At 68.2% G+C, this 25,333-nt stretch carries 21 protein-coding genes; 3 read left to right on the top strand and 18 right to left on the bottom strand.

Going from position 1 to position 25,333, the window contains the following annotated elements; genetic code table 11:
- Positions 1-34: 34 nt before the first annotated feature.
- Positions 35-865, bottom strand: coding sequence for an orotidine-5'-phosphate decarboxylase (gene pyrF, locus PIGHUM_RS13890; RefSeq protein ID WP_124080154.1), 831 nt, complete (start codon positions 863-865; stop codon positions 35-37).
- Between the two features lie 52 nt (positions 866-917).
- The gene (locus tag PIGHUM_RS13885) at positions 918-1,328 is read right to left on the bottom strand and encodes a diacylglycerol kinase (RefSeq protein WP_425466726.1); all 411 of its coding nucleotides are present in this window, start codon (positions 1,326-1,328) and stop codon (positions 918-920) included.
- Positions 1,329-1,521: 193 nt separating this feature from the next.
- Between PIGHUM_RS13885 and PIGHUM_RS13880 the strand changes: the two genes are divergently transcribed.
- Positions 1,522-2,499 (top strand): tripartite tricarboxylate transporter substrate binding protein, encoded by a 978-nt coding sequence (locus PIGHUM_RS13880; protein ID WP_124080152.1) that lies wholly within the window; start codon positions 1,522-1,524, stop codon positions 2,497-2,499.
- Between the two features lie 25 nt (positions 2,500-2,524).
- Here the strand turns inward: PIGHUM_RS13880 and PIGHUM_RS13875 are convergent, their stop codons facing one another.
- The 14 genes from PIGHUM_RS13875 to PIGHUM_RS13815 form a co-directional block, all read right to left on the bottom strand.
- Entirely contained in the window at positions 2,525-3,667 is a 1,143-nt protein-coding gene (locus tag PIGHUM_RS13875) for an alginate O-acetyltransferase AlgX-related protein (RefSeq protein WP_124080151.1), read from the bottom strand.
- Between the two features lie 18 nt (positions 3,668-3,685).
- Entirely contained in the window at positions 3,686-5,095 is a 1,410-nt protein-coding gene (locus PIGHUM_RS13870; RefSeq protein ID WP_124080150.1) for an MBOAT family O-acyltransferase, read from the bottom strand.
- A gap of 137 nt (positions 5,096-5,232) precedes the next feature.
- The gene (locus PIGHUM_RS13865; RefSeq protein ID WP_124080149.1) at positions 5,233-5,886 is read right to left on the bottom strand and encodes an alginate O-acetyltransferase AlgF; all 654 of its coding nucleotides are present in this window, start codon (positions 5,884-5,886) and stop codon (positions 5,233-5,235) included.
- The gene (locus tag PIGHUM_RS13860; RefSeq protein ID WP_124080148.1) at positions 5,883-6,542 is read right to left on the bottom strand and encodes an SGNH/GDSL hydrolase family protein; all 660 of its coding nucleotides are present in this window, start codon (positions 6,540-6,542) and stop codon (positions 5,883-5,885) included. Before PIGHUM_RS13860 ends, PIGHUM_RS13865 begins: the two co-directional genes overlap by 4 nt.
- Positions 6,543-6,558: 16 nt before the next feature.
- Positions 6,559-7,194 carry an SGNH/GDSL hydrolase family protein gene (locus PIGHUM_RS13855; protein WP_124080147.1) on the bottom strand — a complete coding sequence of 212 codons (636 nt, stop codon included), beginning with the start codon at positions 7,192-7,194 and terminating at the stop codon, positions 6,559-6,561.
- Between the two features lie 42 nt (positions 7,195-7,236).
- A complete protein-coding gene (locus tag PIGHUM_RS13850) occupies positions 7,237-11,499 on the bottom strand; it encodes a cellulose biosynthesis protein BcsC (protein ID WP_124080146.1) in 4,263 nt (1,420 codons plus the stop codon).
- A complete protein-coding gene (gene bcsZ, locus PIGHUM_RS13845; RefSeq protein WP_246013182.1) occupies positions 11,475-12,653 on the bottom strand; it encodes a cellulose synthase complex periplasmic endoglucanase BcsZ in 1,179 nt (392 codons plus the stop codon). The genes PIGHUM_RS13850 and bcsZ overlap by 25 nt, the downstream gene beginning before the upstream one ends.
- 79 nt (positions 12,654-12,732) lie before the next feature.
- A complete protein-coding gene (gene bcsB / locus PIGHUM_RS13840; RefSeq protein WP_124080145.1) occupies positions 12,733-15,006 on the bottom strand; it encodes a cellulose biosynthesis cyclic di-GMP-binding regulatory protein BcsB in 2,274 nt (757 codons plus the stop codon).
- A 25-nt stretch (positions 15,007-15,031) separates the two neighbouring features.
- On the bottom strand, positions 15,032-17,200 hold the full coding sequence (bcsA, locus tag PIGHUM_RS13835; RefSeq protein ID WP_124080163.1) for a UDP-forming cellulose synthase catalytic subunit: 2,169 nt from the start codon (positions 17,198-17,200) through the stop codon (positions 15,032-15,034).
- Positions 17,201-17,294: 94 nt separating this feature from the next.
- Complete coding sequence (locus PIGHUM_RS13830; RefSeq protein ID WP_124080144.1) at positions 17,295-17,723, bottom strand: flagellar biosynthesis protein FlhF; 429 nt, start codon at positions 17,721-17,723, stop codon at positions 17,295-17,297.
- 6 nt (positions 17,724-17,729) lie between these two features.
- Positions 17,730-18,203, bottom strand: coding sequence for a cellulose biosynthesis protein BcsD (gene bcsD / locus PIGHUM_RS23895; RefSeq protein ID WP_160142262.1), 474 nt, complete (start codon positions 18,201-18,203; stop codon positions 17,730-17,732).
- Between the two features lie 157 nt (positions 18,204-18,360).
- Positions 18,361-18,627 carry a hypothetical protein gene (locus PIGHUM_RS23890; protein ID WP_160142261.1) on the bottom strand — a complete coding sequence of 89 codons (267 nt, stop codon included), beginning with the start codon at positions 18,625-18,627 and terminating at the stop codon, positions 18,361-18,363.
- 266 nt (positions 18,628-18,893) lie between these two features.
- A complete protein-coding gene (gene groL, locus PIGHUM_RS13820) occupies positions 18,894-20,540 on the bottom strand; it encodes a chaperonin GroEL (RefSeq protein WP_124080142.1) in 1,647 nt (548 codons plus the stop codon).
- Positions 20,541-20,606: 66 nt separating this feature from the next.
- Positions 20,607-20,894 carry a co-chaperone GroES gene (locus PIGHUM_RS13815; RefSeq protein WP_124080141.1) on the bottom strand — a complete coding sequence of 96 codons (288 nt, stop codon included), beginning with the start codon at positions 20,892-20,894 and terminating at the stop codon, positions 20,607-20,609.
- A gap of 322 nt (positions 20,895-21,216) precedes the next feature.
- Between PIGHUM_RS13815 and PIGHUM_RS13810 the strand changes: the two genes are divergently transcribed.
- Both PIGHUM_RS13810 and PIGHUM_RS13805 read left to right on the top strand, forming a co-directional pair.
- Entirely contained in the window at positions 21,217-21,774 is a 558-nt protein-coding gene (locus tag PIGHUM_RS13810) for a DUF4142 domain-containing protein (protein WP_124080140.1), read from the top strand.
- A 31-nt stretch (positions 21,775-21,805) separates the two neighbouring features.
- Positions 21,806-21,988 (top strand): hypothetical protein, encoded by a 183-nt coding sequence (locus PIGHUM_RS13805; protein ID WP_124080139.1) that lies wholly within the window; start codon positions 21,806-21,808, stop codon positions 21,986-21,988.
- A gap of 10 nt (positions 21,989-21,998) precedes the next feature.
- Here the strand turns inward: PIGHUM_RS13805 and PIGHUM_RS13800 are convergent, their stop codons facing one another.
- Complete coding sequence (locus tag PIGHUM_RS13800; RefSeq protein WP_160142260.1) at positions 21,999-23,564, bottom strand: sensor domain-containing diguanylate cyclase; 1,566 nt, start codon at positions 23,562-23,564, stop codon at positions 21,999-22,001.
- 195 nt (positions 23,565-23,759) lie between these two features.
- On the bottom strand, positions 23,760-25,307 hold the full coding sequence (gene norR, locus PIGHUM_RS13795) for a nitric oxide reductase transcriptional regulator NorR (protein WP_124080137.1): 1,548 nt from the start codon (positions 25,305-25,307) through the stop codon (positions 23,760-23,762).
- Positions 25,308-25,333: the final 26 nt, after the last annotated feature.

The raw sequence follows: 25,333 nt of genomic DNA, 5'->3' as shown, positions 1-25,333 counted from the left end.
GGCCCGCGTAAGCGGGTAGGGGGTGGGCTTCCCCTTAGCGCGTAGGGGGGGGCCTGAATCCGTTGATGGCGTCGCGGGTGTCGCGGGCGGCGCTCGCGGCGGCTTCGCGCCAGTCGTCGCCGCTGCTGGCGTAGAGGATGGCGCGGGAAGAGTTGATCATCATGCCGGTGCCGGCGGCGTTGCAGCCGGCTTCCACCGTGGCCTGCACGTCGCCGCCCTGGGCGCCTATCCCAGGGACCAGCAGCGGCATGTCGTTGCCGATGCGGGCGCGCACCGCGGCCAGTTCGGCGGGGAAGGTGGCGCCCACCACCAGGCCGCATTGGCCATGGCGGTTCCATTTGTCGGCCACCAGGCCGGCCACGCGCAGGTAGAGCGGCTCGCCGTCGGTTTCCAGGAATTGCAGGTCGGATCCGCCCGGGTTGGACGTGCGGCACAGCACGATCACGCCGCGGTCCGGCCATGCGAAATAGGGCTCGATCGAATCCGATCCCATGTACGGGTTCACGGTGACGGCATCGGCGCCATAGCGCTCGAAGGCCTCGACCGCGTACTGCTCGGCGGTCGAGCCGATGTCGCCGCGCTTGGCGTCCAGCACCAGCGCGATGCCGGGGTGCTTGTCCTTGATGTGCCGGCATAGCGCTTCGAGCTGGTCTTCCGCCCGGCGCGCCGCGAAATACGCGATCTGCGGCTTGAAGGCGCAGGCGTAGGGCGCGGTGGTGTCGGCGATGGCGCGGCAGAAATCGAAAATACGGTCGTCGCGGCCGCGCAGCTCGGCGGGGAAGCGCGACGGATCAGGGTCCAGGCCGACGGTCAGCAGGGAGCCGGAGTCGGACCAGGCCTGCGCCAGTTTTCGGGTGAAAGACATGATGGAGGGCGGAGAATCGACGGAAGGCCTCCATTGTAGAGGACGGCTTCTGCTACGCGTTTCCCTGGAACCTGCCGATCAGGACGTGCAGCCAGAGGCCCGCGGAAAACAGCAGCGTCAGCATCACGGCGGCGCTGCCCAGGTCCTTGGCCCGGCCCAGCAAGGGATGGGTTTCGACCGAGAGCGCGTCGGCCAGCGCTTCGATCGCGGAGTTCAGCAGTTCGGTGACCAGCACCAGCAGCATGCTGAACAGCAGCAGCAGGACTTCCGTGGCATCGCGGCCCAGCCAGATGGCGGCGGGGGCCAGGACGACGACCAGCGCCAGCTCCTGGCGGAACGCGGCTTCGTGCTTGAGCGCGGCGCCCAGGCCCTGCAGGGAGTAGCGCCAGGCGCGCAGCACGCGCCGCAGGCCTCCGGTGCTCTTGTAGGGGGAGTGGTGAGGATCGGTCATCGCATGCGCCAGTGGTCGGTCCGGCCGCAGCATACAGCGAATCGCCCGCATGGCGCATGCTTGGGGTTTGCAACAATAGCCCTGGGCCGGGCGGCGATGTTGACATAGACCCAGCCCTGGCCCGGTCCGGGGGGCGCGAGCCCGGGCGGCGGAGGCCGCCCGGGCAATCGGAGCTCACAACAGCATGCACCAAGGAGACGTACCCATGACGAGGCAACTCCCAGTATCGGTTCGTATGGCGGCGGTGGCGGCCGCGCTCGCGGTGTCCGGCGCAGCCGGCGCGGCATCCTATCCCGACAAGGCCGTACGCGTGGTGGTGGGGTTTTCGGCGGGCGGGACGACCGACGTCGCGGCCCGCATCATCGCCAAGGAGCTGGGCGACGACCTGGGCCAGAGCTTCGTGGTCGAGAACAAGCCCGGCGCCGGCAGCAACATCGGCGCCGAACTGGTGGCGCGCGCCAAGCCCGACGGCTACACGCTCTACATGGTGGCGGTCACCAGCGCCATCAACCAGACGCTGTACAAGAACCTGAGCTTCGACATCGCCAAGGATTTCGCGCCCATCGCGCTGGTCATCAAAGTGCCGAACATCCTGGTGGTCAACCCCTCGCTGCCCGTCAAGAGCGTGCCCGAACTGGTCAGCTACCTGAAGGCCCATCCCGGCAAGATCTCGTTCGCCTCGTCGGGCAGCGGCACCTCCATCCACATGGCCGGCGAGCTGTTCAAGCTGCGGGCGGGCGTGGACATCCAGCACATTCCCTACAAGGGCAGCGCGCCGGCCCTGACCGACCTGATCGGCAACCAGGTACAGCTGATGTTCGACAACATGCCTTCGGCCTGGCCGCACGTGCAGGCCGGCAAGCTGCGCGCGCTGGCGGTGACCACGTCCGAGCGCTCGGCCACGGCGCCCGAGCTGCCGACCATGGTCGAATCGGGCTTCGACAAGTTCGACGTGTCGTCCTGGTTCGGCCTGATCGCGCCGGCCGGCACGCCCCAGGACGTGATCGACAAGCTCAATGCCTCGGTGCAGAAGGCGCTCGCCAAGCCCGAAATGCAGCAGCGCTTCAAGGACCTGGGCGCGGTCACCGCCAAGACTACGCCGGCCGAGTTCGGCCAGTTCATCCGCACCGAGGTCGAGCAGTGGGGAACGGTGGTCAAGGCCTCGGGCGCGAAGGTGGAGTAACGCCGGCGCGCACCCGCACTTCGCGTCAAGGCGCCGGCAGCATGGCCGGCTCCCCGCCCAGCGGCCGGGTCAGCGAGCGCTCGGGGATCTCCCATATCACCAGGCGCGGCGGCGTGTCGCGGAATTCCCTGCTCTGGAAATACGCATGGGCCGCGCCGGCGAACTCGCCGCCGTCGCGCGCGTAGTCGGCCACCGGCGTTTCGAGCGCGGCGGCGAGGAAGGGGACGAAGTTCGCATTGCGCGAGAACGAGGTGCCGATCAGGGCGACGCGCGGCAGCCCGGCATCGCCGAAGAGGGCATCGGCGTCGGGTCCGCCGTCCGGGGATGCGGCGGCATCCGCCGCCTTCCGGAAGGTGGATGGCCGAACATTGTCGAACGGCGGCAGCAGGCGGGCGGGCAGCCAGTCGATGCCGGCCAGGCGGATGAGATCGCCCGCGCGCTGCTGCGGCTGGCCCTGGGTGATGGCGTAGCGCTGTAGTGGCTGCAGTGCGTCGCGTCCGGCCGGCAGCGCGCGGATGGCATCGGCGACGGCACGCGCCGCCGCTTGCGCGCCGGCTTCGCTCCAGTGCGTGTCGGTGCGCAGGAAGGCCGCGTCGCCCACGGCCCGCAGCGCGGGCTCCAGGTTTAGTACCGGCACGCCGGCCGCGCGCAGGGCCGCGGTCCAGTCGCTGGCGCGGGGCGCAAAAGCGGCAGGGCGGTTCAGGCCGCACAACTGGTCGGCGGCGATACGGGTCTTGTCGGGCACGACGGCAACGAAGAGCGCGACGCCGCGCGCCGCCAGCCGATCGCGCAGGGCGGCCGCGGCGCGAGCGCGTGCCTGGCCGTTGGCCGGGCCGTCGGCATGGGGCGTCAGTTCGTCGGCCAGGAACAGCCAGCCGTGGCAGCCCTGGCGCACGCGCGGGCCCAAGTCGCCCACCGCGAGCCAGCTCGCCGCGCGTTCGAGGCTGGCCGCGCTGGACGGCAGCGGCGCTTTCGCCATGGAGTCGGCCACCTCGTTGGTGACCTGGCCTTGCACGAAGGCCGGCCAGGTGGGAGGCGTTTTCGTCGGCGGCACGCGCTCGACGAACCAGCCGTAGAAGTTGGACGCCAGGCCGGCGGCCAGCGTCAGCGCCATGATCACGCCCGCTAGAACGTAGCGCGGGCCGGGGGAGGAGGAGGTCTGGTCCATGGGGTCGAGCGTCCGAGATCAGAACTGGAAGTACAGAAAGGGCACCGCCCCCCGGCTGGCGATCAGCGCGAAGCCGAGCAGGAAGCCCGCCACGGGCCAGGAGCCGTCCCAGACGAGCAGCCATCCCGGCCGGCCGCCGCGGGCCAGCCGGGCATCGAGCAGCGGATAGACGATGCAGGCCAGGCCCAGCGCGAGGGCCAGGAAATGCGCCAGCCTCAGTTCCACCCGCAGCGCGTCGCCCAGGGCGTAGCCGTTCAGTCCGAACTGGCCGGCATACATGGCCAGGGCCGAGTCGAACGTATGGGATCGGAACAGCGTCCAGGCGAGCATGACGAACAGCAGCGTCAGCACGCGCGACAGCAGTTCCGGCGGATCGGGCAGCGCGGCGTCGTTCCACAGCCGCGTGATGGCCAGCGCCAGGCCGTGGGCGATGCCCCACAGCAGGTAGTTCCAATTGTCGCCGCCGTGCCAGAGGCCGGCGATGGCCATGGTCAGCAGCAGGTTGATGTAGGTGCGCACCGCGCCCTTGCGGTTGCCGCCCAGCGGGATGTAGAGATAGTCGCGCAGCCAGCTGGACAGCGACAGGTGCCAGCGGCGCCAGAAGTCCTGGATGCTGCGCGCCAGGTAGGGGTGGTTGAAGTTTTCGGGGAAGTGGAAGCCGAGCATCAGCCCCAGGCCGATGGCCATGGCGCTGTAGCCGGCGAAATCGAAGAACAGCTGCAGGCTGTAGGCCAGGCAGCCGAGCCAGGCGTCGGCCAGGCTGGGCGAAGGCAGCGAGAACGCGGTCTGCACCAGCGGCGACAGCGTGTCGGCAACCAGCACCTTCATGCTGAAGCCGATCATGAAGCGCCGCGCGCCCTGCGTGAACTGCGGCCAGTCCACGGTGCGCTCGCGCAGCTCGCGCGCCACCCAGTCGTAGCGGATGATGGGGCCGGCGATCAGGTGCACGAACATGGCCTGGTAGGCGCCGAAGTTGATCAGGCTGCGGTCGGCCGGCACCACGCGGCGCTGCACGTCGATCAGGTAGGAGATCGATTGCAGCACGATGAAGGACAGGCCGATCGGCAGGACGATCTTTTCCCACCCGATGGGCATGGCGCCGCGCCAGGCCAGGACCTGGTTGAGCGTTTCCACCAGGATGTTGGCGTACTTGTACCAGCACAGCACCGCCAGGTTGATGCCGATGAAAGCCGCCAGCATGCCCATGCGCTGGCGCGGCGTGCGGGTCGCGTCGATCGCCATGCCGCCTATCCAGCCGACCAGGATCAGCGCGATGAACAGCATCAGCAGCAGCGGGCTCCACCATCCGTAGAACACCCAGCTGGAGAACATCAGCACCGCGTTGCGGTGCGCCTTGGGCGTGAGCGCGTAGAGGAACAGGAAAGCCGGCAGGAACAGCGTGAGGAATTCCAGCGACGCGAAAACCATGGGGTATATCCGTTGTTATCTTCTTGTCAGTGCTTCACTGGATGTTGCTCGACCCAGGAAACAGCGGATCCGGCTCCGCCGGTCCGCCAGTTTCGCCCCCTGGGGGGCGCGCGTAAGCGCGTAGGGGGGGGCCTTCCCTAAGGACTCACGGCGTCGTGGGCGAACAGCGCCCGCGTGCCCTTGGCGGCGGGCACGGCAATCACCGTGTAGCGCTGGCCTGCTTCCAGGGCGCCGAGTTCGAGCGGCGCGCCCTGCGGCTGTCCGCCGCAGGTGATTTCCACGGTCAGCGTGATGGGGTTGATCAGCCGGCGCCTGGACTGGCCGGCGGCCACCGCGTCGAAGAGCCCGATGTTGCGGCCGGCGGTGCGCAGCGCCGCGTTGGCGCACGCCTGGTCGGCGTTGTAGAAGGCCAGCGAGACCCGCATGGCGTTGAAGTCGTCGGGCGATTCCTTGATCACGACCGGACCGCCTTTTTCCACGGCGACCACCGTGGCGAATTCGCCCGGTTTGACATTCACCGACACGGGCGCGCGCTGGCCGCCGCGCACCAGCGTGCCGCTGACGGGCTTGTTCGCCGCGACCGCCATGAAGCCGGAAGCGGGCTTGCTGTCGGGCAGCGACAGCCTGGCATTGCCGCCGCTGGGCTGTACCTCCAGCGGGCTCGCGGCGGCATTGACGAAGCGGATGAAGGCGGAATCCTCGGCCGGGCCGGTGGGATAGAGAGGAATCTCGGCGGCATGGGCAGCCGCGGTCAGAGCCGCGGCCAGCGCGGCGACGGTCAGGCGGGTCATTTCTTTGCGGTTTCCTTGACGGCGGGTGTATTGGCCAGCGCCTGGGTAATGGCCGTCGCCCAGGCCTTGTAGCCGGCGACGGTGAAGTGCTGGCCGTCGGTGGTCTTCCATTCGCCCGGCTTGGAGAATGTCAGCGAATCCACGTAGTCGCACGGGGAAACGTTGGAGGCGAGGAAGCCCGACATGATCTTCACGCGCGTATCGTTCTTCTGGTATTTGCCGCCGGGCGTGCCCCAGGGCGGACCGACCCAGACGCAGCGCGTGCGGGTGGCGGCGATCGCCTTGGTCAGCGCGGTGACGGTCTGCCAGGCCCAGGTCTTGGGAAAGGCGCTCTTGTCGTACGAAGCCATGGTGTCGCCGATGATGACGACCACCACGTCGGGTTTCTCGGCGGCTATCAGCTCGCCTATGGGCGTGGTGGTGGCGTCGCGGCCGCGGATGACGGGCTTGCCCTTGCCCACGCGGTCGGCGCCGCAATCGAGCGGCTTCTTCACCATCCAGTCCTGCGCGCTGGCGCCGCACGCGCCTATGGAGTGGACAATGGCGCCCTGCGCGGTGAGGTCGTCGTGCAGCGTGTCGATCAGGCTGCCGGTGATGGTGAGGTGGCTCTCGCCAAGAACCAGCAAGCTCAGGCCGGCCAGTGCAGATAAAGACATGATCGTTCCGTGAAGATTAGGGTTTCGCCAGGGCCTGGGCGATGGCATTGCCCCACTGCTGGTAGCCCGTGGGCGTGAAGTGCTGGCCGTCGACCGTGGCCCACTGGCCGGGCTTGGACAGCTTGGTCGAGTCGATGTAGCGGCACGGCGAGACGTTGGCCTCGAGGAACTTCGAGATGAGTTGCACGCGGGGGTAGGTCTTGCCGTACTTGCCGCCTTCGCTGCCCCAGGGCGGACCGACCCACGCGCACTTGGTCTTGGTGCCGGCGATGGCCTTGACCAGCGAGGTGGTCTGCTGCCAGGCCCAGGTCTTGGGGAAGTCGGGCCTGGTGTAGCCCGCCATGGTGTCGCCGAAGACGGCGATCACCAGGTCCGGTTTTTCATTGGCGATCAACTGCGCGACCGGTACGGTCGCGGCCGCCTGGCCCTTGACGACAGCCCGCGCGCTGCCGACGCGCTCCGCGCCGCCGCAGGCGCCCGGCGTCGCGGCCAGCCATTCCGCCGGAGTCGAGCCGCAAACGCCTATGGTGTGGACCGTCTTGGCTCCCTGCTTGAGCAGGTCGTCGTGCAGCGACTCGATCAGGTAGGTCGGGGTTGCCAGGTGGCTGTCTCCTATGATCAGGATCGTCAGGCCGGCAAGCAGTGAGACCATTTCATACTCCGGTGATGTGCGTTGATGCGGGGGGCGCGCCGGTCATTCGCTGGCATAGGGCGACGCGAAGGCGGGAACCGGCAGCGGAACCGGGCCGGTCTGCGGCTCCAGCGCGTAGCGCACATAGATGCCTCCCATGTACCGCCGGTAGTCGCGGGCGTTGTCGATGCTGAAATTGCCGCCCAGGAACCACTTGGGCGCGAGCTGGTACTCGGCGGCCATCGCCAGGCCGTAGCCGATGCCGGTCTTGCTCTGGCCGGCGTAGCTGGCCTGGGTGCCATTGGCGGCGGCGATGGCTTCCGCCTGCGTCTGCCGGGCCGCGTCGGAGAAGTAGTTCGCGCCGTCCTGCTTGATGTGCTGGACGCCGACCGAACCCTTGACCTGGTAGCTGAACCGGCCCTGCCGCTGCGCCCACGTGACCGGCAGGCTGAGCGCGACGAAGCGTTGCGGACTGAAGTAGCCGCCGTTGCCGACCGTGTAGTACGCCAGGTTCCTGTCGTAGCCGAACATGGTCAGGTCCAGGCCGGCGGTCAATGTCCGGTCGGTCTCGCGGATGAGCTGGACATACGCGCCCGTCCCGCCCGAAAGCCGGCTGTTGGATTGCACGTTGTGGCCGTTCAGGCTGTGCCAGCCCAGGCTGCCGTAGAGGCCGAAGTCGCCGAAGTCCAGGCCGGCGCGCAGCCGACCGCCGGTGGAGGTGACGCCACCCCAGCTTTCACCGGTGCGGTTGTCGCGCACGCCGGCGTAGGACAGCACGGTATCGGTGACCGCCCGCCGGGAGATCTCGGCGCCGTACGACAGGCGCGGGCTGAAGCCGTCGTCGCTCTCTACCGCGCCATCGAAGCGGGCGCCGCCGACGATGTTCTGGTAGCGGAAGCCGAAGGGCGTGACGCCCAGGTCGAGTTTCAGGCCGGACACCTGGTAGCCCACGGCCACGCCGACGCCGCTGGCGTTCTGCGATCCGGGGCCGCCGACCGCTCCCTGCTGCTGCGCCAGGGCTGCGGCGGGGCCGCCGCCGAAGCGGCTGCTCGCGTCGAAGCTGTTGTCGATCGAACCGGCCTGCAGGGTGACCGGCGTGACCTGCACGTAGGCGCGGTCATCGCCGACGGGGAAGTTCACCGTGACCGGCGTCTCTACGTCCAGCATGCGGCCCATGCCGGCCTGGCCGCTGTGCTGCCGGACGGTGCTGCCGACCGTCACGGTCGCGCTGCGCGCTTGCTGGATGGCGTCGAGTTCCTGCTCCAGCGTCCGGCCTGTCGTGGCGGCGCTGGCGGCCGCGACTTCGCTCGGCCGCGCTTGCGAGCCGTCGGGCCGGCGGAACGGCGACGGCGGCGCGGCGGGCTCGGGCGCCAGGCCGATGACGGGTTCGGGGATGGCGCCGGGCGCGGCCGGCAGCCGGCCCGAGGGAGGCGCCGACACCGTGGCGACATAAGGCGCCTGGACCGGCGCGGCCGGTTCGAGTTCGGCGCGCACCGCCGACACCACGGGGGTGGAGTCGGCGCTCGCCGACGAGGTTGAGGGGGCGGCCGGCGCGGCCAGCGCCAGGCTGGGCACCGCGGTATCGCGGGCGGGCGCCGCGCCGGGGCGCGCCGCCGCCGCATAAGCCTGCGGCGACGTCATGCCGTCGCTGAGCGCCGGGCTGCCGGCATAAGCCGCGGCAGCCGGCTGGCCGGCGCCCGCGGGCAGGTTGCTGCGGACCTGTCCGGGCAGGGCGGCGAACGGATTGCCGTCGACCGCCGCGGGCGCGGCGGGAGCGGTCGGCGCGAGTTCGGCGACCGCCTGCTTGGGCGCGTGCTGTGCGGCGATGGCCGCTTTCAGGTACTCGGCGGCCTTGCCGCTCTTGCCCATACTGTTGTAGACCCGTCCGACCGCGGCGAGCACCGTGGGATTGTTCGGCTGCAGCGCGGCGGCCCTGGCCAGCGCGGACTCGGCGTAGGCTTGGTCTTTGGCCTGCACCGCGGCCTGCGCGGCGGCGGTCAGCAGCTCGGCGTTGTCGGGATCCCGCTCGAGCAGTTGCTTGTGCAGCGCCAGCGCCTTGGCGCCGTCGCCCGCGGCCGCATACATGCGCGCCAGCGCGCCGACGACCAGGGGGTCGTTCGGATACTTGGCCAGCATCGGCGCCAGCACGTCGTAGGCATCGGCGATCCTGCTGCGCTGGCGCAGCGCGTCTGCCTGGCGCACGGTGTAGAGCTTGCGCAGGTCTTCGAAGCTGCGCGTCTGCGCATCGTCGAGCGTCTGCATCTGCAACTGGCGCAGGATGCCGGCCGCCTCGGCGTCCTGGTCGGTCCTGAGCAGCACCACCGTGTATTGCAGGAGCAGGTCGTTGCCCGGCGCGGGCGTGCGGGCCATCGTCTGGCGCAGCAGGCTCAGGGCGCGCATGTTGTCGCCGGCGCCGACGTAGGCGGCCGCGAGCGCGCTCACCAAGGCCGGGTCCTGCGCGGCCTCGGGTTCCAGTTGCGCAAGAATCGCCCGCGCCTGCTCCGGCTTGCCGGCCCGCGCCAGCTTGACCGCCTGTCCCGCCTGGTATTGCGTCCAGGCCCGTTTCTGCAGATCGACGATGCCTTTGTCCCGATGCTCCGGCGGAATCCTGTCCAGTGTCCGGAGCGCGGCTTCCCAATCCTGCGTCTCGGCCGAGAGCAGGGCGCTGGCCTGCAGCGCGCCGACGTCGTCGGGGTTGGTCAGCAGCAGGCCGTCGACCACGCCCTTGGCTTCGGCCGTCGCGCCGGTCTTCAGATAGAGGCGCGCCAGGTCGAGCCGCAGCCAGGCGTCGTCGGGGTTGGCGCGCAGACCGTCTTCCAGCAGCCGCAGCGCGGCGGCGTTGTCGCCGCGGTCGGCGGCCCGGCGGGCCTCGCTGCGTGCCTGGATGGCGCGCAATTGGCCGACGCCGCCCATCTTCTGCTGCTCTTCGGGGCTGAGCTGCGACACCATGTTCACGGCTTCGTCGACGCGGTCGGTCTGGGCCAGCACGTTGACCAGGCCCTGGGTCGCGGCGAGGTTCTTCTTGTCGCGCGCCAGGACGCCGCGCAGAACGCGCTCGGCCTGCGCGAATTCGTTGCGCTGGGCCAGCACCAGGCCCAGCGACGTTTCCGCGGTGGTATCGGTGTTGGTCAGCTTCACGGCTTGTTCGAGCTGCCGCTGGGCCAGGTCCAGGTCGCCGGCCTTGCGCGCGCGTTCGGCGCCCGCATTCAGCGACCAGTATTGGGCGGTCTGCAGCACCTGCTTCCAGCCGCTGCGGGCGCGCGGCTGCCGGGCGGCGCGCGTCAGCAGTTCCACCGCCTCGTCGGGCTTGTCCTGCTTGAGCCTGAGCACGCCCATCCCGCCCAGCGCATCGGCGTGGTTGGGATTGGATGCCAGCAGCGCGGAAAAGCCGGCCTCGGCATCGGCCAGTTCGCCGCTCTCCAGCGCCTTGAAGGCGCTGTTCAGCCGCTGGTCCTGGGGCGAAGGGGCGGCGGCGCGCGCCTCGGTCTTGCCGCCCGTGCCGCGGGCCTGCGTGCGCATGCGGGCGAATTGCTGCCGGATCTCGGTGTCGTTGGGATGGGCCTTCAAATAGGCCTGGAACAACGGCGCCTCGGCCGGGCGGGGGTCGCCGTACCACGTCAGCGCCGTGCGCCAGCTTTCATCGGCGTCGCCGCCGATGTCCGCGCGCGTGGACAGGCTGGCCAGGCGGCGTATGCCTTCGGCGCGCGTGGATTCATTGCGGGTTAGCAGCTTGGCCAGCGTGAGCCGGGTCTGGATATCGTCGGGGTCTTCGCGCTGCAGGCGTTCCAGGCCCTGCCGCGCCTCTTCCCAGCCGCCGTTGGCGTAGCCGAGATAACCGTAGTATTCGAGCGCCAGCTTGCCCTGGGGCGGCTTGCCGCCGAGCACCGAGCGGTACTGCGCCACGGCCTGGTCCAGCTCGCCCGAGCCGGCCAGCACGCGGGCCTGTTCGAGCTCCTTGGGCTTGGTGCCGGAGCTCAATTCGATGTCCTGGTCCAGCCGGGCGGCGTAGGGGGTTTCTCCCTGCGTGCGTAGCTGCGCCAGGTATTCCTTGGCCCGCGCCGGGCGGTTGGCCTTCAGTTCGAGCACGCCCAGGTTGTAGAGCGCTTCGGAATGGTTGGGATCGGCCAGCAATAGCCGGCCCCACGCTTCGGCGGCACGGACGTCGTCGTTGCGCGATTGCCAATAGCGGCCCTGTTCGAGCAGGGACTTGGCGGTAGCCGCGGGCGTCTGCGCTGCGGCAGCGGTTTCAGCCTGCGCGGCCAGACCCGGTTGGGCGGCAAGCGCGGCCAGCAGGCCGGCCACTAGCGAGCGTTGGCGGGCGGACATGTCTTCTCCCAGGATAATTGCATTTGGCCGTTGTTCGAGAATCGATAGCGCTCGTCGGCCCAGCCCAGACCGAACAGGCTGAGCACGACGTCGTAATAAGGAGGCTGGCGCCCCTGGGCCGAGGCCGTCTGCAATTGGTCGGCGAGCATGGCCTGCGCGCGTCGGCGCTGCATGTCGGCCAGCCAGGGCTGGTTGCGAGCCGTGAAATAAGGCACCAGCGCGGCCGAGAAACCGAACGGTCCCGTCCCTTCCGTCCGTCCGCTGGAGACTTTGATTTTTTCGGGAGGCGCGCCGGTGCTGGCGGTTGCCCCGGCCATGCCGCCGACTGCGGCCAGCATCGGCCCGGCCAGCGGATCGGCGGCAGGCGCCATGCCGGCCCACATGTAAGTGCGGATGGCGTCGTAGCTGCCCAGGTCGCCCTTGGCAGGATCGGCCACGAACAGGCCGCTGGACGGCGAGGCGCCGCGATAGGCAACCCAGTCGGCGACATAGCCTTTGGGGCTGGTGGCGCGCAGCATGGCCGCGCTGTTGTCGGCTATCCGGTTCCACGGGCCCTGGGGCGAGGCCTGGGCCAGCCGGCGCAGCACCGGCAAGGGCTGGTAGCTGGGGTTGAGCTGCCAGAGGTGGTCGGCCTGGACGAAATGGCTGCGTCCTGGCAGCAGCATCGAGCCCAGCCCCGGCAGTTCGGCGACTTCCTCGGCTTCGATGCGCGCCAGCAGCGCGAGTGCGTCGCGCCGGTAGTCGGGGCGCCGCCAGCGGTCGGCGGCTTCCAGCAGGGCGTAGACGAACCACAGGTCGGCGTCCGAGGCGGAGTTCTCGTCCAGCACGCGCCACTTGCCATCGTCGGCCAGGCCCCAGTACCAGGCGGGCAGCCGGTCGGCGATGTTGCCGCCGGCCAGGTTGTCGACGGACCAGCGCCACATCTTGTCGAAGGCTTCCCGGTTGCCGGCGACCAGCGCGAAGAACATGCCGTAGGACTGGCCTTCGGACGAGGAGTGCTGGCGAGCGGTGCTGGCGTCGAGGACGCGGCCGTCGGCCTGGACGAAATGCCGTTCGAAAACCTCCCACAGCGGCCAGGGCGATGCCTGGCAGCCGCCCGCGGCCTGCGCCGATACCGGAGCGGGCTGCGCGCACGCCAGGAGCAGGGCGGTCATGCCCAGCATCCGGCGCCACCCGTGGAGGCGGCGAGTGCGGAAGGGCCGGTGCCGGTTCATCGCTGCTCCTGGACCGCCATCAGATGCCGAGGCGTCCAGCGGCGCGGCGGCGCAGCGCGATGTAGATCAGCACGCCCAGGATGGCGATGCCGAGCAGCGCCAGCAGAGCCAGGGTCCACGGCTGGCGCGCCACGAACCACTGGATGCCCTTGAAAAAGCCCAGCGAACCGACATAGTAGGTGGGGCCGGTCGCCAGCGAGCTGATGTCCTTGCCGCGCACCACCGAGACGCTGCCTTGCAGATAGCTGGTCCGGTCGTCGCCGATCAGCGCGTCTACCGCCTCGGCCAGTCCTTCGGGGCGGGTGGCGGCGACGGCCACTACGCTGCGGCCGCTGCCGAGCGGCGATTCGAAACCCTGGAACACCACGCTGGCACCGTCGGTGGTAAAGGACAAGGCGCCGCGCGTCGCGCCGGTATCCCGGTGCGGGTTGGGCACGATCCACCTCCAGGCCCGGTAGACCCAGTCGGATAGATTGAATCGCCGGCTGCCGTCGCTCAGCGACACCGGCAATTGGCTGCTCCATTGCTTGAGCAGCGGCTGGTTGTCGCCCGAAGCGATCACCAGCAGGTCCTTGTCGGCAAACTGGCCGGCCTGCTCGGCCCGGCCCACGCTGACATTGAGCGCCGGATAGCCGGTCGATTCCGACAGGCGGGCCAGAATGCCCAGGTAGGCGCTGTATTCGGCCGGCCCCGCGGAGTCGGGCAGGATGACCGCGGTCTGCGACAGGTCGGCCATGCGCGTGAACGGAAAACCGCTGCTCTGGAACACCGCCAGGTTGGGCAGCGCGATGTAGTGGCGCAAGCCCGACAGGTCCAGGGTCGAATCGGGTTCGATCGCCCCGCGGACGTTGTCGATGATCACATCGCGGCATTCGCCCTGCTTGATGTAGTCGTACTGGTAGCGGAACTGCAGCTGCGTGCGCGGCGGCATCAACTGCAGCGGCAGGTCGAGCCTGGTGCGGACCGGGATGCTGTCGTCGGTGGACAGCTTGGCCAGCAGTCCTTCGCCGCCGTCGAGCCGGGCAATGGAAGGCAGCGGATACGATTTCACCAGCTTGTCGTTGACGCTGACCGTCATCGACGAGCTGGTCGACAGCTGCTGCGGGGTATAGCGGTATTTCAGGTCCATCGGGATCCCGCTCTCGCGCCAGCCGAACAGGTCCGGCGGCAGGCGCAGGTCGAGCGCGATGGTGGGCGGCGCGAAGCCCGAGACGTTCAGGCGCGCGGGATCCAGCAACTCGCCCAGCTTGACGGGGCGGTCGCTGGGCACCCAGTTGGGCGCATCGTAAGGCTTGCGCGCCTTGAATTCGGCCAGTTGCGTGATGACCGCGCGCTGGCCGGTCAGCGCCTGGTTGCCAGTCGCGACGGCTTGCGCGGCGGTCTTGAGTTCCTTGGCATCGCGTCCGCCGATGACCAGGATCTTGCCGTACATGTCCTTGGGGTTGGGATGGATCGCGACGGTGGGGCCGCTCGGGGCGGGTAGGTCCAGGCCGTCCGCGCGCAGCGCGCCCACTGCCATGACCACGGCATTGCCCTTCTGCGGCAACTGGCCCACCGTCGTGGGGAAGCGCGCGCCGCGGTAGCTCGCCAGCGCGCCCAGCCACGATGACAGAACGCCGGCTGCTTCCAGAGTCGTGTTGTCCGGCGCGGCCGCGAACACGAACGGCAGCGTCAGCGGCCGGCTGTCGCGCCGGTCGAAGAACGGCAGGGGCAGGATGGAGAGATCGTTGGCCAGCGCGAGCGGCGTGACGGTCAGCGCCACCGTGCTGCGGTTGCTGATGTTGGTCCACAGGCTGGAGTGCAGGGGATCCTCGCATTCCAGGGTGTAGTGGCCGATCAGTTGCACGTTCAGGTTATTGAACTGGGTGATGAACTGGGCCGGCAACTCGACCTCGGTCTCGCGCGGCGAGCCGGCATTCTCCTTGGGCACCGGAATGCTGGCGGCGACTTCGCCGTTGACCAGCACGTTGATGTGCGACAGATCGGGCAGCAGCGCCGGCGAGTAGGTGTATTTCAGCTTGACCCGCGCAGACGAGACGACTTCGTCGGCGCGGATATCGAAGGGCAGGGCGAAGCTGCCCTCGATGCCGCGCAGCGCCATCGGCGTGCGCGCGCCCAGTTGCCTGAGCGTGAGCTCGTAGCTGCGTCCGCCCGAAATGACTTCTTCGGAAGCGGGTGCGCTCGGGTTATTGGCGGCAGCGTGCGCCTGCAGCGTCAGCGTGTTGGCCAGGAACGCGGTGGCAAGGGCAAGCGCCAGCGGACGGTGTGCGGAGCGTCTTGGAGTGTTTGTCATCGATGCTAATCCTGAGCTGAATGATCTAGGGATCCAGGCGAGCCGGCCGGTTCGCGCGCGGCTGGCTGGCACCCTTGATCCAGGCGCGCAGGATTTCCCCCCCTTGCGCAATGAGTTGCTTCATGCCGATGAGGCCGACCCGGGTGACGTCGCGCAGGCCGCGCAGCGGCGTATCCGGCGTGCCTTGGCCCCAGCTTTCGGCCCAGGTGTCTGCGCGGGCGAAAGTGACTTCCGCCAAAGCGACCTGCTGCTCCAGTGTCAGCGGCGCAAAGCGCAGGCCCACATGGTCGGGCGAAGTGAAGACCACCTTGGCCGGGAAGACCCGTTCGTCCGTGCCGCGGTACAGCGAAACCTGCAGGTCCTGCCCTACCTGCAGGCGCTTGCCTGCGTCGGGCAGCGCGATGCCCAGGCCGGTGGCCGAGTAATCCTGGGTCTGGCAGGCAATGGTCTTGCCGCCCGGCAGGCGCAGCGTGGCGGGGAGCTCGGAGGTCACACGCGGTTGCGAGCGGTACTGGCGCTCTTCGCGCGCCACGGCGATGCTGGCGCTTGCGATGATGATGTTGTAGACCGTCCAGGCGAGGTTGATCAGCAGCGTGAACAGGCCGCCGGAGTCGTACTCGGCGAACGCCAGATCGTAGGCACCGAAGCACAGGCCGGCGATGTTCAGGCCCAGCAATATCAAATAGGGCTTGGCCATGTCCCAGTCGAACCAGCTCCTGCCCAGCGCGCCGCCCTTGGCGGTGACGTTGAAGCCGCCCAGCTTGGGGTTGACGATGGCCAGGAATGCCGGCCGCAGGATGTACCAGGCCAGCACCGTTTCGTACACCTCGTTCCAGAACGAGTGCCGGAACCGGCCCTGCATGCGGGAAGTGGTCAGGCTGGCGTGGATGATATGGGGAAGGGCGTACAGCGTGATCATCAACGCCGAGGCCTGGAACACGTGGGCGCCGAAGAAGAGGAACGCCAGCGGCGCCGTCAGGAACACCAGCCGGGGCAATCCGTAGAAGAAGTGCAGCATGGCGTTCAGGTAGCACATGCGCTGGCTCAGCTTCAGGCCGCGGCCGAGCAGCGGATTGTCGACCCGGAATATCTGCGCCATGCCCCGCGCCCAGCGTATGCGCTGGCCGATGTGGCGCGACAGGTTCTCGGTGGCAAGGCCAGCCGCCTGCGGCACCGCCAGGTAGGCGGTGTTGTAGCCGGCGCGGTTGAGCTTGAGCGCGGTATGGGCGTCCTCGGTCACGGTCTCTACCGCGATGCCGCCGATCTCCACCAGCGGCGCGCGGCGCAGCACCGCGCACGAACCGCAGAAGAAGGAAGCGTTCCAGAGGTCGTTGCCGTCCTGCACCAGCCCGTAGAACAGTTCGCCCTCGTTGGGCACGGAACGGAAGGTATGCAGGTTCTTCTCGAAGGGATCGGGCGAGAAGAAGTAGTGGGGCGTTTGCAGCATCGCCAGCTTGGGGTCCTTGAAGAACCAGCCCAGGCAGATCTGCAGGAAGGAGCGGGTGGGAATGTGATCGCAGTCGAACACCGCGACGAATTCGCCGCTGGTAAGCTCCAGCGCGGCGTTGAGGTTGCCGGCCTTGGCCGACTTGTTGTCGCTGCGGGCGATGTACCCCACACCGATCTCGGCGCAGAAAGCCTGGAATTCCGGCCGCCGTCCATCGTCGAGCACATAGATGTTCAGCCGGTCGGCGGGCCAATCCATGGAGACGGCCGTCAGCACCGACTGCTTCACCACGTCGAGCGATTCGTTGTAGGTGGGGAACAGGATGTCCACCGAGGGCCAGGTACTCGCGTCCGCCGGCATGGCGACCGGCAGGCGGCGCAGCGGCCAGATGGTCTGCAGGTAGCCCAGCAGCAGCACGCTCAGGGCGTAGAGCTCGGCCAGCAGCAGCCCGTAGCCGAAAATGATGTCGATCCAGTTCTGGAAGTCCAGGGTCGAGGTAATGCGCCAGTACATATAACGCAGCGACATCACCGACGACAGCAGCACCAGCATCACGGTGGGCAGGCGGCCGGATACGCCGCGCAGCAGCAGCGCCGCCACCAGCGCGAGCACCGCCAGCGCGAACTGAGGCAGCGCGTCCAGCGGCGCGGTCACCACCACGGCCAGCGACAGGCAGGCTACGAGAGCCAGCGCGATGCGCAGGTATCGGTTGTGCCAGACAGGCAGGGCGGCCAGACGGTCGGCCATGGAGTCGGCCGCTGCATGGTCCGCGTTGGGAATGGCTGGGGGCAGCGTACTCAAGCCTGCCTCCGGGTCGTGTGCATCATGGCCGTCTATACAGTCAGTATTGCAGCAGGCGCTGGAACAGCTCCGGCATGGAAGAAGCCGAGGCAGGGGGAACGCAGGATTCCAGCCGCGCGAACAACTGGGCCACCGCTGTTCGGGCCACGGGCTGTGGCGCCGTCGAGGCCGGTGCCGAAGCTTGCGACATCAGCGACGGAGGTATGACGGGAGGCGGGACGGCAGGCGCCCTCGGCCGCGCCGGTTCGGCAGATGCCGGAGGAGCCAGGGAGGCGGGAGGCTCTTCGGGCAGGTCGAAGCGGTTGGGCCGCAGGTAGACGGTGGGGGGCGGTTCGGCCGCGCTCGCTGCCTCGCCGGCGACGGGCGCAGGCGAGGCCGGAGCGCGGTGCTGCGACAGGGAAGGCCAGCGCCGCTTGGCGTGAGGTTCGTCGTCGGGCTGGTCCGGGGCGGGGGGGATGAGCGGGTCCATGGTTGCTTACCCCGCCACGGGCGCCCCGAGGCGCAATTGGATGGTGCTGGGCTCCACCGCGCCCGCGATCAGGCTGACGCGCAGGCGGGCGCTGGCGCCCAGCTGCTCGAACCACTGCTGATACACGCCTTCCAGGAAGGACGCGCCCCAAGCCAGGGATTCGCTGCCCAGCGCGACGGCCAGCGGCGAGCAATAGTGGCACAAGCCGAGATGGTCGTTCTCGTCGCTGATTTCCACCCAGCCCCAGTCCAGGCGGGTCCAGGTTTCGCTCATGGCCAGCTGGATTTCGTCCAGGGTGGCGCAGGCCGGCAGCGGCAGTTCGCGTGCGAAGCGGTTGCCGACGCGGCGCATGAAAGTGCTCAGTTCCGCCGGAGCCAGCTTGTCGGCCAGTTCGCCGGCGGTCGACCGCAGGAAGGCTTTCCACTGAGAGGAGCACTGCCTGGCGGCGAGGTACGAGATGACAGAAGAGGTCGCGTCCATGAGTTTGCTTGGTGTTATCTCAAGGTTCATAGGCAGCCGTCGTGCGCACAGGCACCCGCGGCAGCGCCGCGGGCGGAGACGGTTGAGGCTAGGTGCATGGAGCTGCTGGCCCAGGCTGGGTTTGCCTGACGGGCCTGCTAGGAAGTCGAGAGATCTCTCATGGGATCTGCGCCCATTCTGGCAAGGCGGAGCTACGTGCTTCCGGCACGTATTCTTGAAGCATGACCTTGCGTCTGAGTTTGCCGTTGTCGGGCACGCGAAGTGCAGGAAGGCAGGGCAATTTTTGCCCATGCGGCGCGCCCGGCGCAATGTTTCCTAGCAACTGTTTGCTTTTGAAAAACAATGACTTAGCGTTGTTTTGCGTAAAACGCAAAATCATTCGAGCCTTATTCGAAAGGCCGTGACGTCCGATGCCGGACGGCATTCGCCCTATCTTCCGGCGATTCTGCCGTTTCCCTGTCCGGGCCGGTCGCGCCATGTGTCCAGGCAAGCCACAGAACGCTGTTGCGAACGTGATGCGTATACCGCAAAAAATAGTTCGTAATAATTGAAATAGGCACGGCTGTGTTTATCGTTCTGGCCGCAAGACATGCGCCATGCCGTTCTACCGAGGCAAAAAAAACGCGGGCACATGCGCGCCCGCGTTTTGGATGGGGTCCCGGCATCGCCGGGACTTGCCAGATAGCGGCTTTAGAAATCCATGCCGCCCATGCCACCCATACCGCCCATGCCGCCGGGAGCGGGAGCAGCGGGCTTGTCTTCGACCAGCTCGACCACGGTGGCTTCCGTCGTCAGCAGCAGCGAAGCGACCGACGCGGCGTTCTGCAGGGCAGTGCGGGTCACCTTGGTGGGATCCAGCACGCCGGCTTCGACCATGTCGCCGTATTCGCCGGTGGCGGCGTTGTAGCCGTAGTTGCCCTTGCCGTTCAGCACGTTGTTGACGATCACGCTGGGCTCGTCGCCGGCGTTGGCGACGATGGTGCGCAGCGGCTCTTCAATGGCGCGCAGGACGATCTTGATGCCGGCGTCCTGGTCGGGGTTGGCGCCCTTGGTGTCCTTGATGGCTTGCTTGGCACGCAGCAGGGCCACGCCGCCGCCGGGGACCACGCCTTCTTCCACCGCAGCACGAGTTGCGTGCAGGGCGTCTTCCACGCGGGCCTTCTTTTCCTTCATTTCGACTTCGGTGGCAGCGCCGACCTTGATCACGGCAACACCGCCGGCCAGCTTGGCCACGCGCTCTTGCAGCTTTTCACGGTCGTAGTCGGAGGTGGCTTCTTCGATCTGCGTGCGGATTTGCTTGACGCGCGCTTCGATGGCCTTGCCGTCGCCGGCGCCGTCGATGATCGTGGTGTTTTCCTTGGCCACTTCGATGCGCTTGGCCTGGCCCAGCTCTTGCAGGGTAGCCTTTTCCAGCGACAGGCCGGTTTCTTCGGAGATGACGGTGCCGCCGGTCAGGATGGCGATGTCTTCCAGCATGGCCTTGCGGCGGTCGCCGAAGCCCGGGGCCTTGACGGCGGTGGTCTTCAGGATGCCGCGGATGTTGTTGACCACCAGGGTGGCCAGAGCTTCGCCGTCGACGTCTTCAGCGATGATCAGCAGCGGGCGGCTCGACTTGGCGACTTGTTCCAGGACGGGCAGCAGTTCGCGGATGTTGCTGATCTTCTTGTCGTGGATCAGGACGAAGGGGTCGTCCAGGGCCGCGACTTGCTTGTCGGGGTTGTTGATGAAGTAGGGCGACAGGTAGCCGCGGTCGAATTGCATGCCTTCGACGACGTCCAGTTCGTTGTCCAGCGACTTGCCGTCTTCGACGGTGATGACGCCTTCCTTGCCCACTTTCTCCATCGCGTCGGCGATGATCTGGCCGATCGATTCGTCGCTGTTGGCCGAGATCGAGCCGACCTGGGCGATTTCCTTGCTCGACGAGCAAGGCTTGCTGATCTTCTTCAGTTCTTCGATGGCGGCGGCGACGGCCTTGTCGATGCCGCGCTTCAGGTCCATCGGGTTCAGGCCGGCGGTGACGTACTTCTGGCCTTCGTGCACGATGGCCTGGGCCAGCACGGTGGCGGTGGTGGTGCCGTCACCGGCGTTGTCGCTGGTCTTGGAAGCGACTTCCTTGACGAGCTGGGCGCCCAGGTTTTCGAACTTGTCCTTCAGTTCGATTTCCTTGGCGACGGACACGCCGTCCTTGGTGACGGTGGGAGCGCCGAAGGAGCGCTCGAGCACGACGTTGCGGCCCTTGGGACCGAGGGTGACCTTGACGGCGTTGGCGAGCACGTTCACGCCGCGGACGACGCGGGCACGGGCGTCATCGCCGAACTGGACTTGTTTAGCAGCCATGTGAATTCCTTGAGAGATGGGATGTGAGGTCTAGGGAGATCGATACAGGGAAGTCGCGCGAGCGGCTTACTGGATCACCGCCAGGATCTCTTCTTCGCGAATGACGAGCAGTTCTTCGCCATCGACCTTGACGGCCTGGCCGGCATACTTGCCGAACAGGACCTTGTCGCCGACTTTGACGTCGACCGGCAGAACCTTGCCGTCTTCAGTCTTCTTGCCGGGGCCGACGGCCAGGATTTCACCTTGGTCGGGCTTTTCGGCGGCGCTTTCGGGGATCACGATGCCGGAAGCGGTTTTACGCTCGTTGTCCAGGCGTTTGACGATCACGCGATCGTGCAAGGGACGGAGGGCCATTTACAAACTCCTGATATCGAAGTTGACGGTTGAGTGTCGGAAAATTTCGGAAAAAGGCTGGAAGCCGTTTCTCGGCCTGGATCGCGCGGATGCGGATGCCTCAGCCTGTTGCCGCGAGTCCAGCGCCTGCGGGGCAGGCGTTGTTAGCACTCTCGGCAATCGAGTGCTAATTATAGGGATGGTGCGAAGGGCTTTCAAGCGGGGGAGGTAAGGGAGAGCCCTGAGGGGGGCCTGGCCGATCGCGCGACGGGCGCGTTCCTTGCTGCGCTACGGGACGGACCGTAGCCGGCGGCCGGCCGCGGCCGCAGACCAGGAGGACATCATGAGGCAGCATTTATTGAGGAGCGGCCTGTGGGCCGTGTTGGCGCTGGGCGTGGCGGGCACGGCAGGCGCCCAGGCGCCTGCCGCGCCGGGCGGCGCGCAGGTGAAGGCGCTGGACCGCGCGGACCGCGATTTTCTCGAGCATGCCGCGCAATCGGGCCATGCCGAGATCGCCGGCAGCAGGCTCGCCCTGGAAAAAAGCGCGAACGCCGAGGTCAAGGCCTTCGCTCAGAAAATGATCGACGACCATACCCGCGTCGGCCAGCAACTGGATACCCTGGCCCAGGGCAAGGGCTATACGGCGCCTACGGAGCCGTCGCTGGTGCAAAAGGCCAAGCTCAAGGCGCTGGGCCTGCGCAAGGACGGCTTCGACAAGGCCTATGCCGATGAGATCGGCGTGTCGGCGCACGAGGATGCGGTCGAACTGTTCGAAAAAGCGTCCGCCAACGCGCACGACACGGACGTGCGGCAATTCGCCGCCGGGACGCTGCCGCACCTGAAGGAACATCTCGAACAGGCCAAAGCCCTGCGCCAATCCGTGGATAGCGCGCGCCGCTGACGCCCCCGGGCCGATCTATAAGGAGCATTACATGAAGCCGCAAGATACGCAGACCCCGCGCGCCAATGCCGACGATACCCCTCGCCAGTCCCAGGCCGCCCACGGCGATACGCAGAACCGCAGCAAAAAGGATGGGCACGCCACGCAGATAGGCACGGGGCAGGATCAGCAAAGCCAGCGCAATCGCGGCGCTGGAGCGCGCAGCAAGCCCTAGCCGCGCCGTATCAGGCCGGACGGCCGGCGAGCGCCGCGCCGGATTGCATCGCGGCCGGGTCGCAGAATGCCCGGCTGCGGCCTTGCGCCTTGGCGGCATAGAGCGCGGCATCGGCCTTGGCGACCAGTTCTTCGAAGGTCGTGCCGGATTGCGGAAACACCGCGATGCCGATGGAAGCGCTCACCGCCGGTGCGATGCCGGGATAGGGCGCGCCCAGCGCGGCCACCAGCATGTCGGCCACCGTCTTCGCGGCGGCCGGGCCGGCGCCGTCGAGCAGAATCATGAACTCGTCGCCGCCGTAGCGCGCGGCGACGTCGGATTTGCGGATGGCCCCGGCCATGCGCGCGGCGGCCTGGCGCAGCACCGTGTCGCCCGCCGCGTGGCCATGGGTGTCGTTGACCGCTTTGAAGTGATCGAGGTCCACGGCCAGCAGGGCCAGCGAAGCGCCCGACCGCGGCGCGCCGGCAATGGCGAGCCTGGCCAGTTCCTCGAACAGGTTGCGGTTGCGCAACTCGGTCAGGGGATCGTAATAGGCCAGTTGGCGCGCATGGGCCAGGGATTGCGCCGCGCGTTCGAGGGCGTCGGCCACGGCCGCGGTTTCCTTGAAGCGCGGCCCGGCGGCTTCAGCGTACCGGCTGGAACCCAGGGCCAGCGCGGGCTCGAGCAGGCTTCCGACCGATTTCTCGATGCGGCGCGCGAACAGGTAGGCCAGTCCCAGTCCCAGCAGGACCGTGAGCAGCCCGATGATCGACACCCGCAGGATGTCGCGCTGCACGGCGGCCGTCAGCGCTTCGGCGGGGGCGCCGACGATGACCGCCCACGGCGCGGTGTTGATGTGCGTGAAGCCTGTCAGGACGGGAATGCCGTCCTTGGTGCGGCCCCGGGACAGGGTGCCCTCGCGGCGCGTATGCATGATGTCGGCGATCGCCGGCGTGGCTTGCTGGCCGAGGTAGAGTCCTTCGTCGCGGTTGCGGCCGACGATGACGGAGTCGGTGTCCGCCATGGCCACGATCCATCCGCTGGAAATGGCGTGGCGCCGCATGATCTCCCCCAGCCGGCCGTTGTGCAGGTCGGCGTACAAGGTATAGCGCTGTTCGCCGTCGAGGAACACCGGCACGGCGATCGCGACCGGCGCCGCCCCGTGCTCCGGGTCGGCCGGCAGGCGCATGACCGTCGTGAGGTTGTCGCGGTGCTCGGGCAGCGGCGGCATGGTCCGTTTGATCGAGCGGCTGGGCAGGTAGCGCTGGTGGGTGTCGAGGATGGCGTTGCCCTGGAGGTCGGCCAGCACGTAGCCTTCCACGCCCTGCAGCTTGCTGGCATCCAGGGCGCGTTTATAGAACGAATTCAGGTCGCCGCGCGCGAGATCGGGCGAACTGGCCAGGACGCGCAGCCCGGCGCCTATGCCCTCCAGCTCGCGGTCGATGTCGGCGGCGATGGTGCGCGCCAGGACAATGGTGGACTCATAGACGCGGTTGCGCAGCACCTCGTAGGAGTCGTAGACGGCACGGATGGCGACCAGGGTGGCCGGCAGGGTGCTGGCCAGTACGACGGCGAGCAGGCCCACGCGTATCGGCACCGGTTTGCGGCGGCCTGCCGCAGTTCGGGGCCGGTCGTCTGCCACAGGCAGGGACGCGGGAGAAGACACTTTCATTATTGTCGGACAGCGGGAAGCGCGATTATGCCTGTAACACCCGAGCCAGCCTACCATGCGGGAACGCCGCGCCGGCCGAAAAATTCGGAGGTGTAGCAAGTACGCACTGCGGCAGAATGGTCAGGCGCTGCGCGCCTGCTTGAGCCCCAGGCGGCGCGCGAGCTTGTGCAGATTGCTGGCGTCCACTCCCAGCTGGCGCGCGGCGCGGGTCCAGTTGCCCGCGTGCCGGTCCAGCGCCGCGCGTATCGCCTCTCGCTGGCCGGCCTCGGTCGCGGTCTTGAGCGTGACGCCGGCGGCAGCCGCGCGGGCATTGGCGGCGAGCGGCCGCACCGGATCGGGCGCGCCCAAGGGCGCCACGCCGTCCAGGTCGAGCAGGCCGGCAGGTAGGGTGACGATCGCGTTGCGGTCCGCGCCGCGGCTGACCGCCTTGATGGCCGCGCGGCTGATGACGTGTTCCAGTTCCCGTACATTGCCCGGCCATTGGTAGCGCCGCAATGCCGCTTCGGCCTCGGGGGCCAGCCGCAGACTGCGCACGCCCAGGCGGGTGCGGTTGATTTCCAGGAAGCGGCCGGCCAGCAGCAGCACGTCGTTGCCGCGTTCGCGCAGCGGCGGTATCGGCACGGGGTAGACCGACAGGCGGTGGTAGAGATCGGCGCGGAATGCGCCGTCGCGCACCAGGTCGCGCAGGCTGCGGTTGGTCGCGGCGATGACGCGCACATCGACCTGGCGCGGGCGATCGGCGCCCAGGCGCTGGATCTCGCCATTCTGCAGGGTGCGCAGCAGCTTGGCCTGTACCGATAGCGGCAGTTCGCCGACTTCGTCCAGGAACAGCGTGCCATGGTTGGCCGCATCGAAGCGGCCGGGCCGTTCGCTGACCGCGCCCGAGAACGCGCCCCGGGCGTGGCCGAACAATTCGCTTTCGGCCAGGGTCTCGGGCAGCGCGGCGCAATTGACGTGCACCAGCGGCCGCTCCCGCCGGCGGGACAGGCGGTGCAGCCGGCGCGCGAACAACTCCTTGCCTACCCCGGTTTCACCCAGCAGCAGGATGGGCAGTTCGGAATCGGCCACGACGTCGATCTCGTGCAGCAGGTGGCCGATGGCATCGCTCTGGCCGACGATGTCGTCGTCGAGGGCGGCGATGCTGCCCGCGGGCAAGGCGCCGCGGGCCGAGCGCAGTGCGCGTATCTCGGCTTCGAGGCGGGTGGTGCGGACGGCCGCTTCGATGAGGGGAGCGAAATGGGCCAGGTCTTCCCGCGCCTGGCTGCCGAACGCGCCGATTTCGAGCGCATCGAGCGTGAGCACGCCCCACGGCGAGCCTTCGACGTGCAGGCCCACGCCCATGCAATCGTGTACGGGCATGGCCTCGCCGGCGCGCTCGGTCAGCAGCCCGTCGTACGGGTCGGGGAGGGCGTCGTCATGGCGGAAATGCAGTACGCCCCGGTGATTCAGGATGGCGACGAAGCGGGGATGCTCGCCGATGGCGAAGCGTCTGCCCAAGGTGTCCTGGGCCAGGCCGTCGACCGCCATCGGCAGCAGGTGATCCTGTTCCAGCCGCAGCAGCGCCACGGCGCCGCAGCGGAAATGCGCGCGCAGGCTGGTGACGAGCCGCTGGAACCGGACTTCGGGCGACAGTTCGGTCACCAGATCGGCAAGAAGAAAAGCGTCCATGAGGGTGATTTCTACCTGATCAGGTT

Source organism: Pigmentiphaga humi, from assembly GCF_900606115.1.
GTDB lineage: Bacteria > Pseudomonadota > Gammaproteobacteria > Burkholderiales > Burkholderiaceae_B > Pigmentiphaga > Pigmentiphaga humi.
The sequence above is the reverse complement of the archived record's forward strand: the minus strand, read 5'-3'. Positions and strand labels throughout refer to the sequence as shown.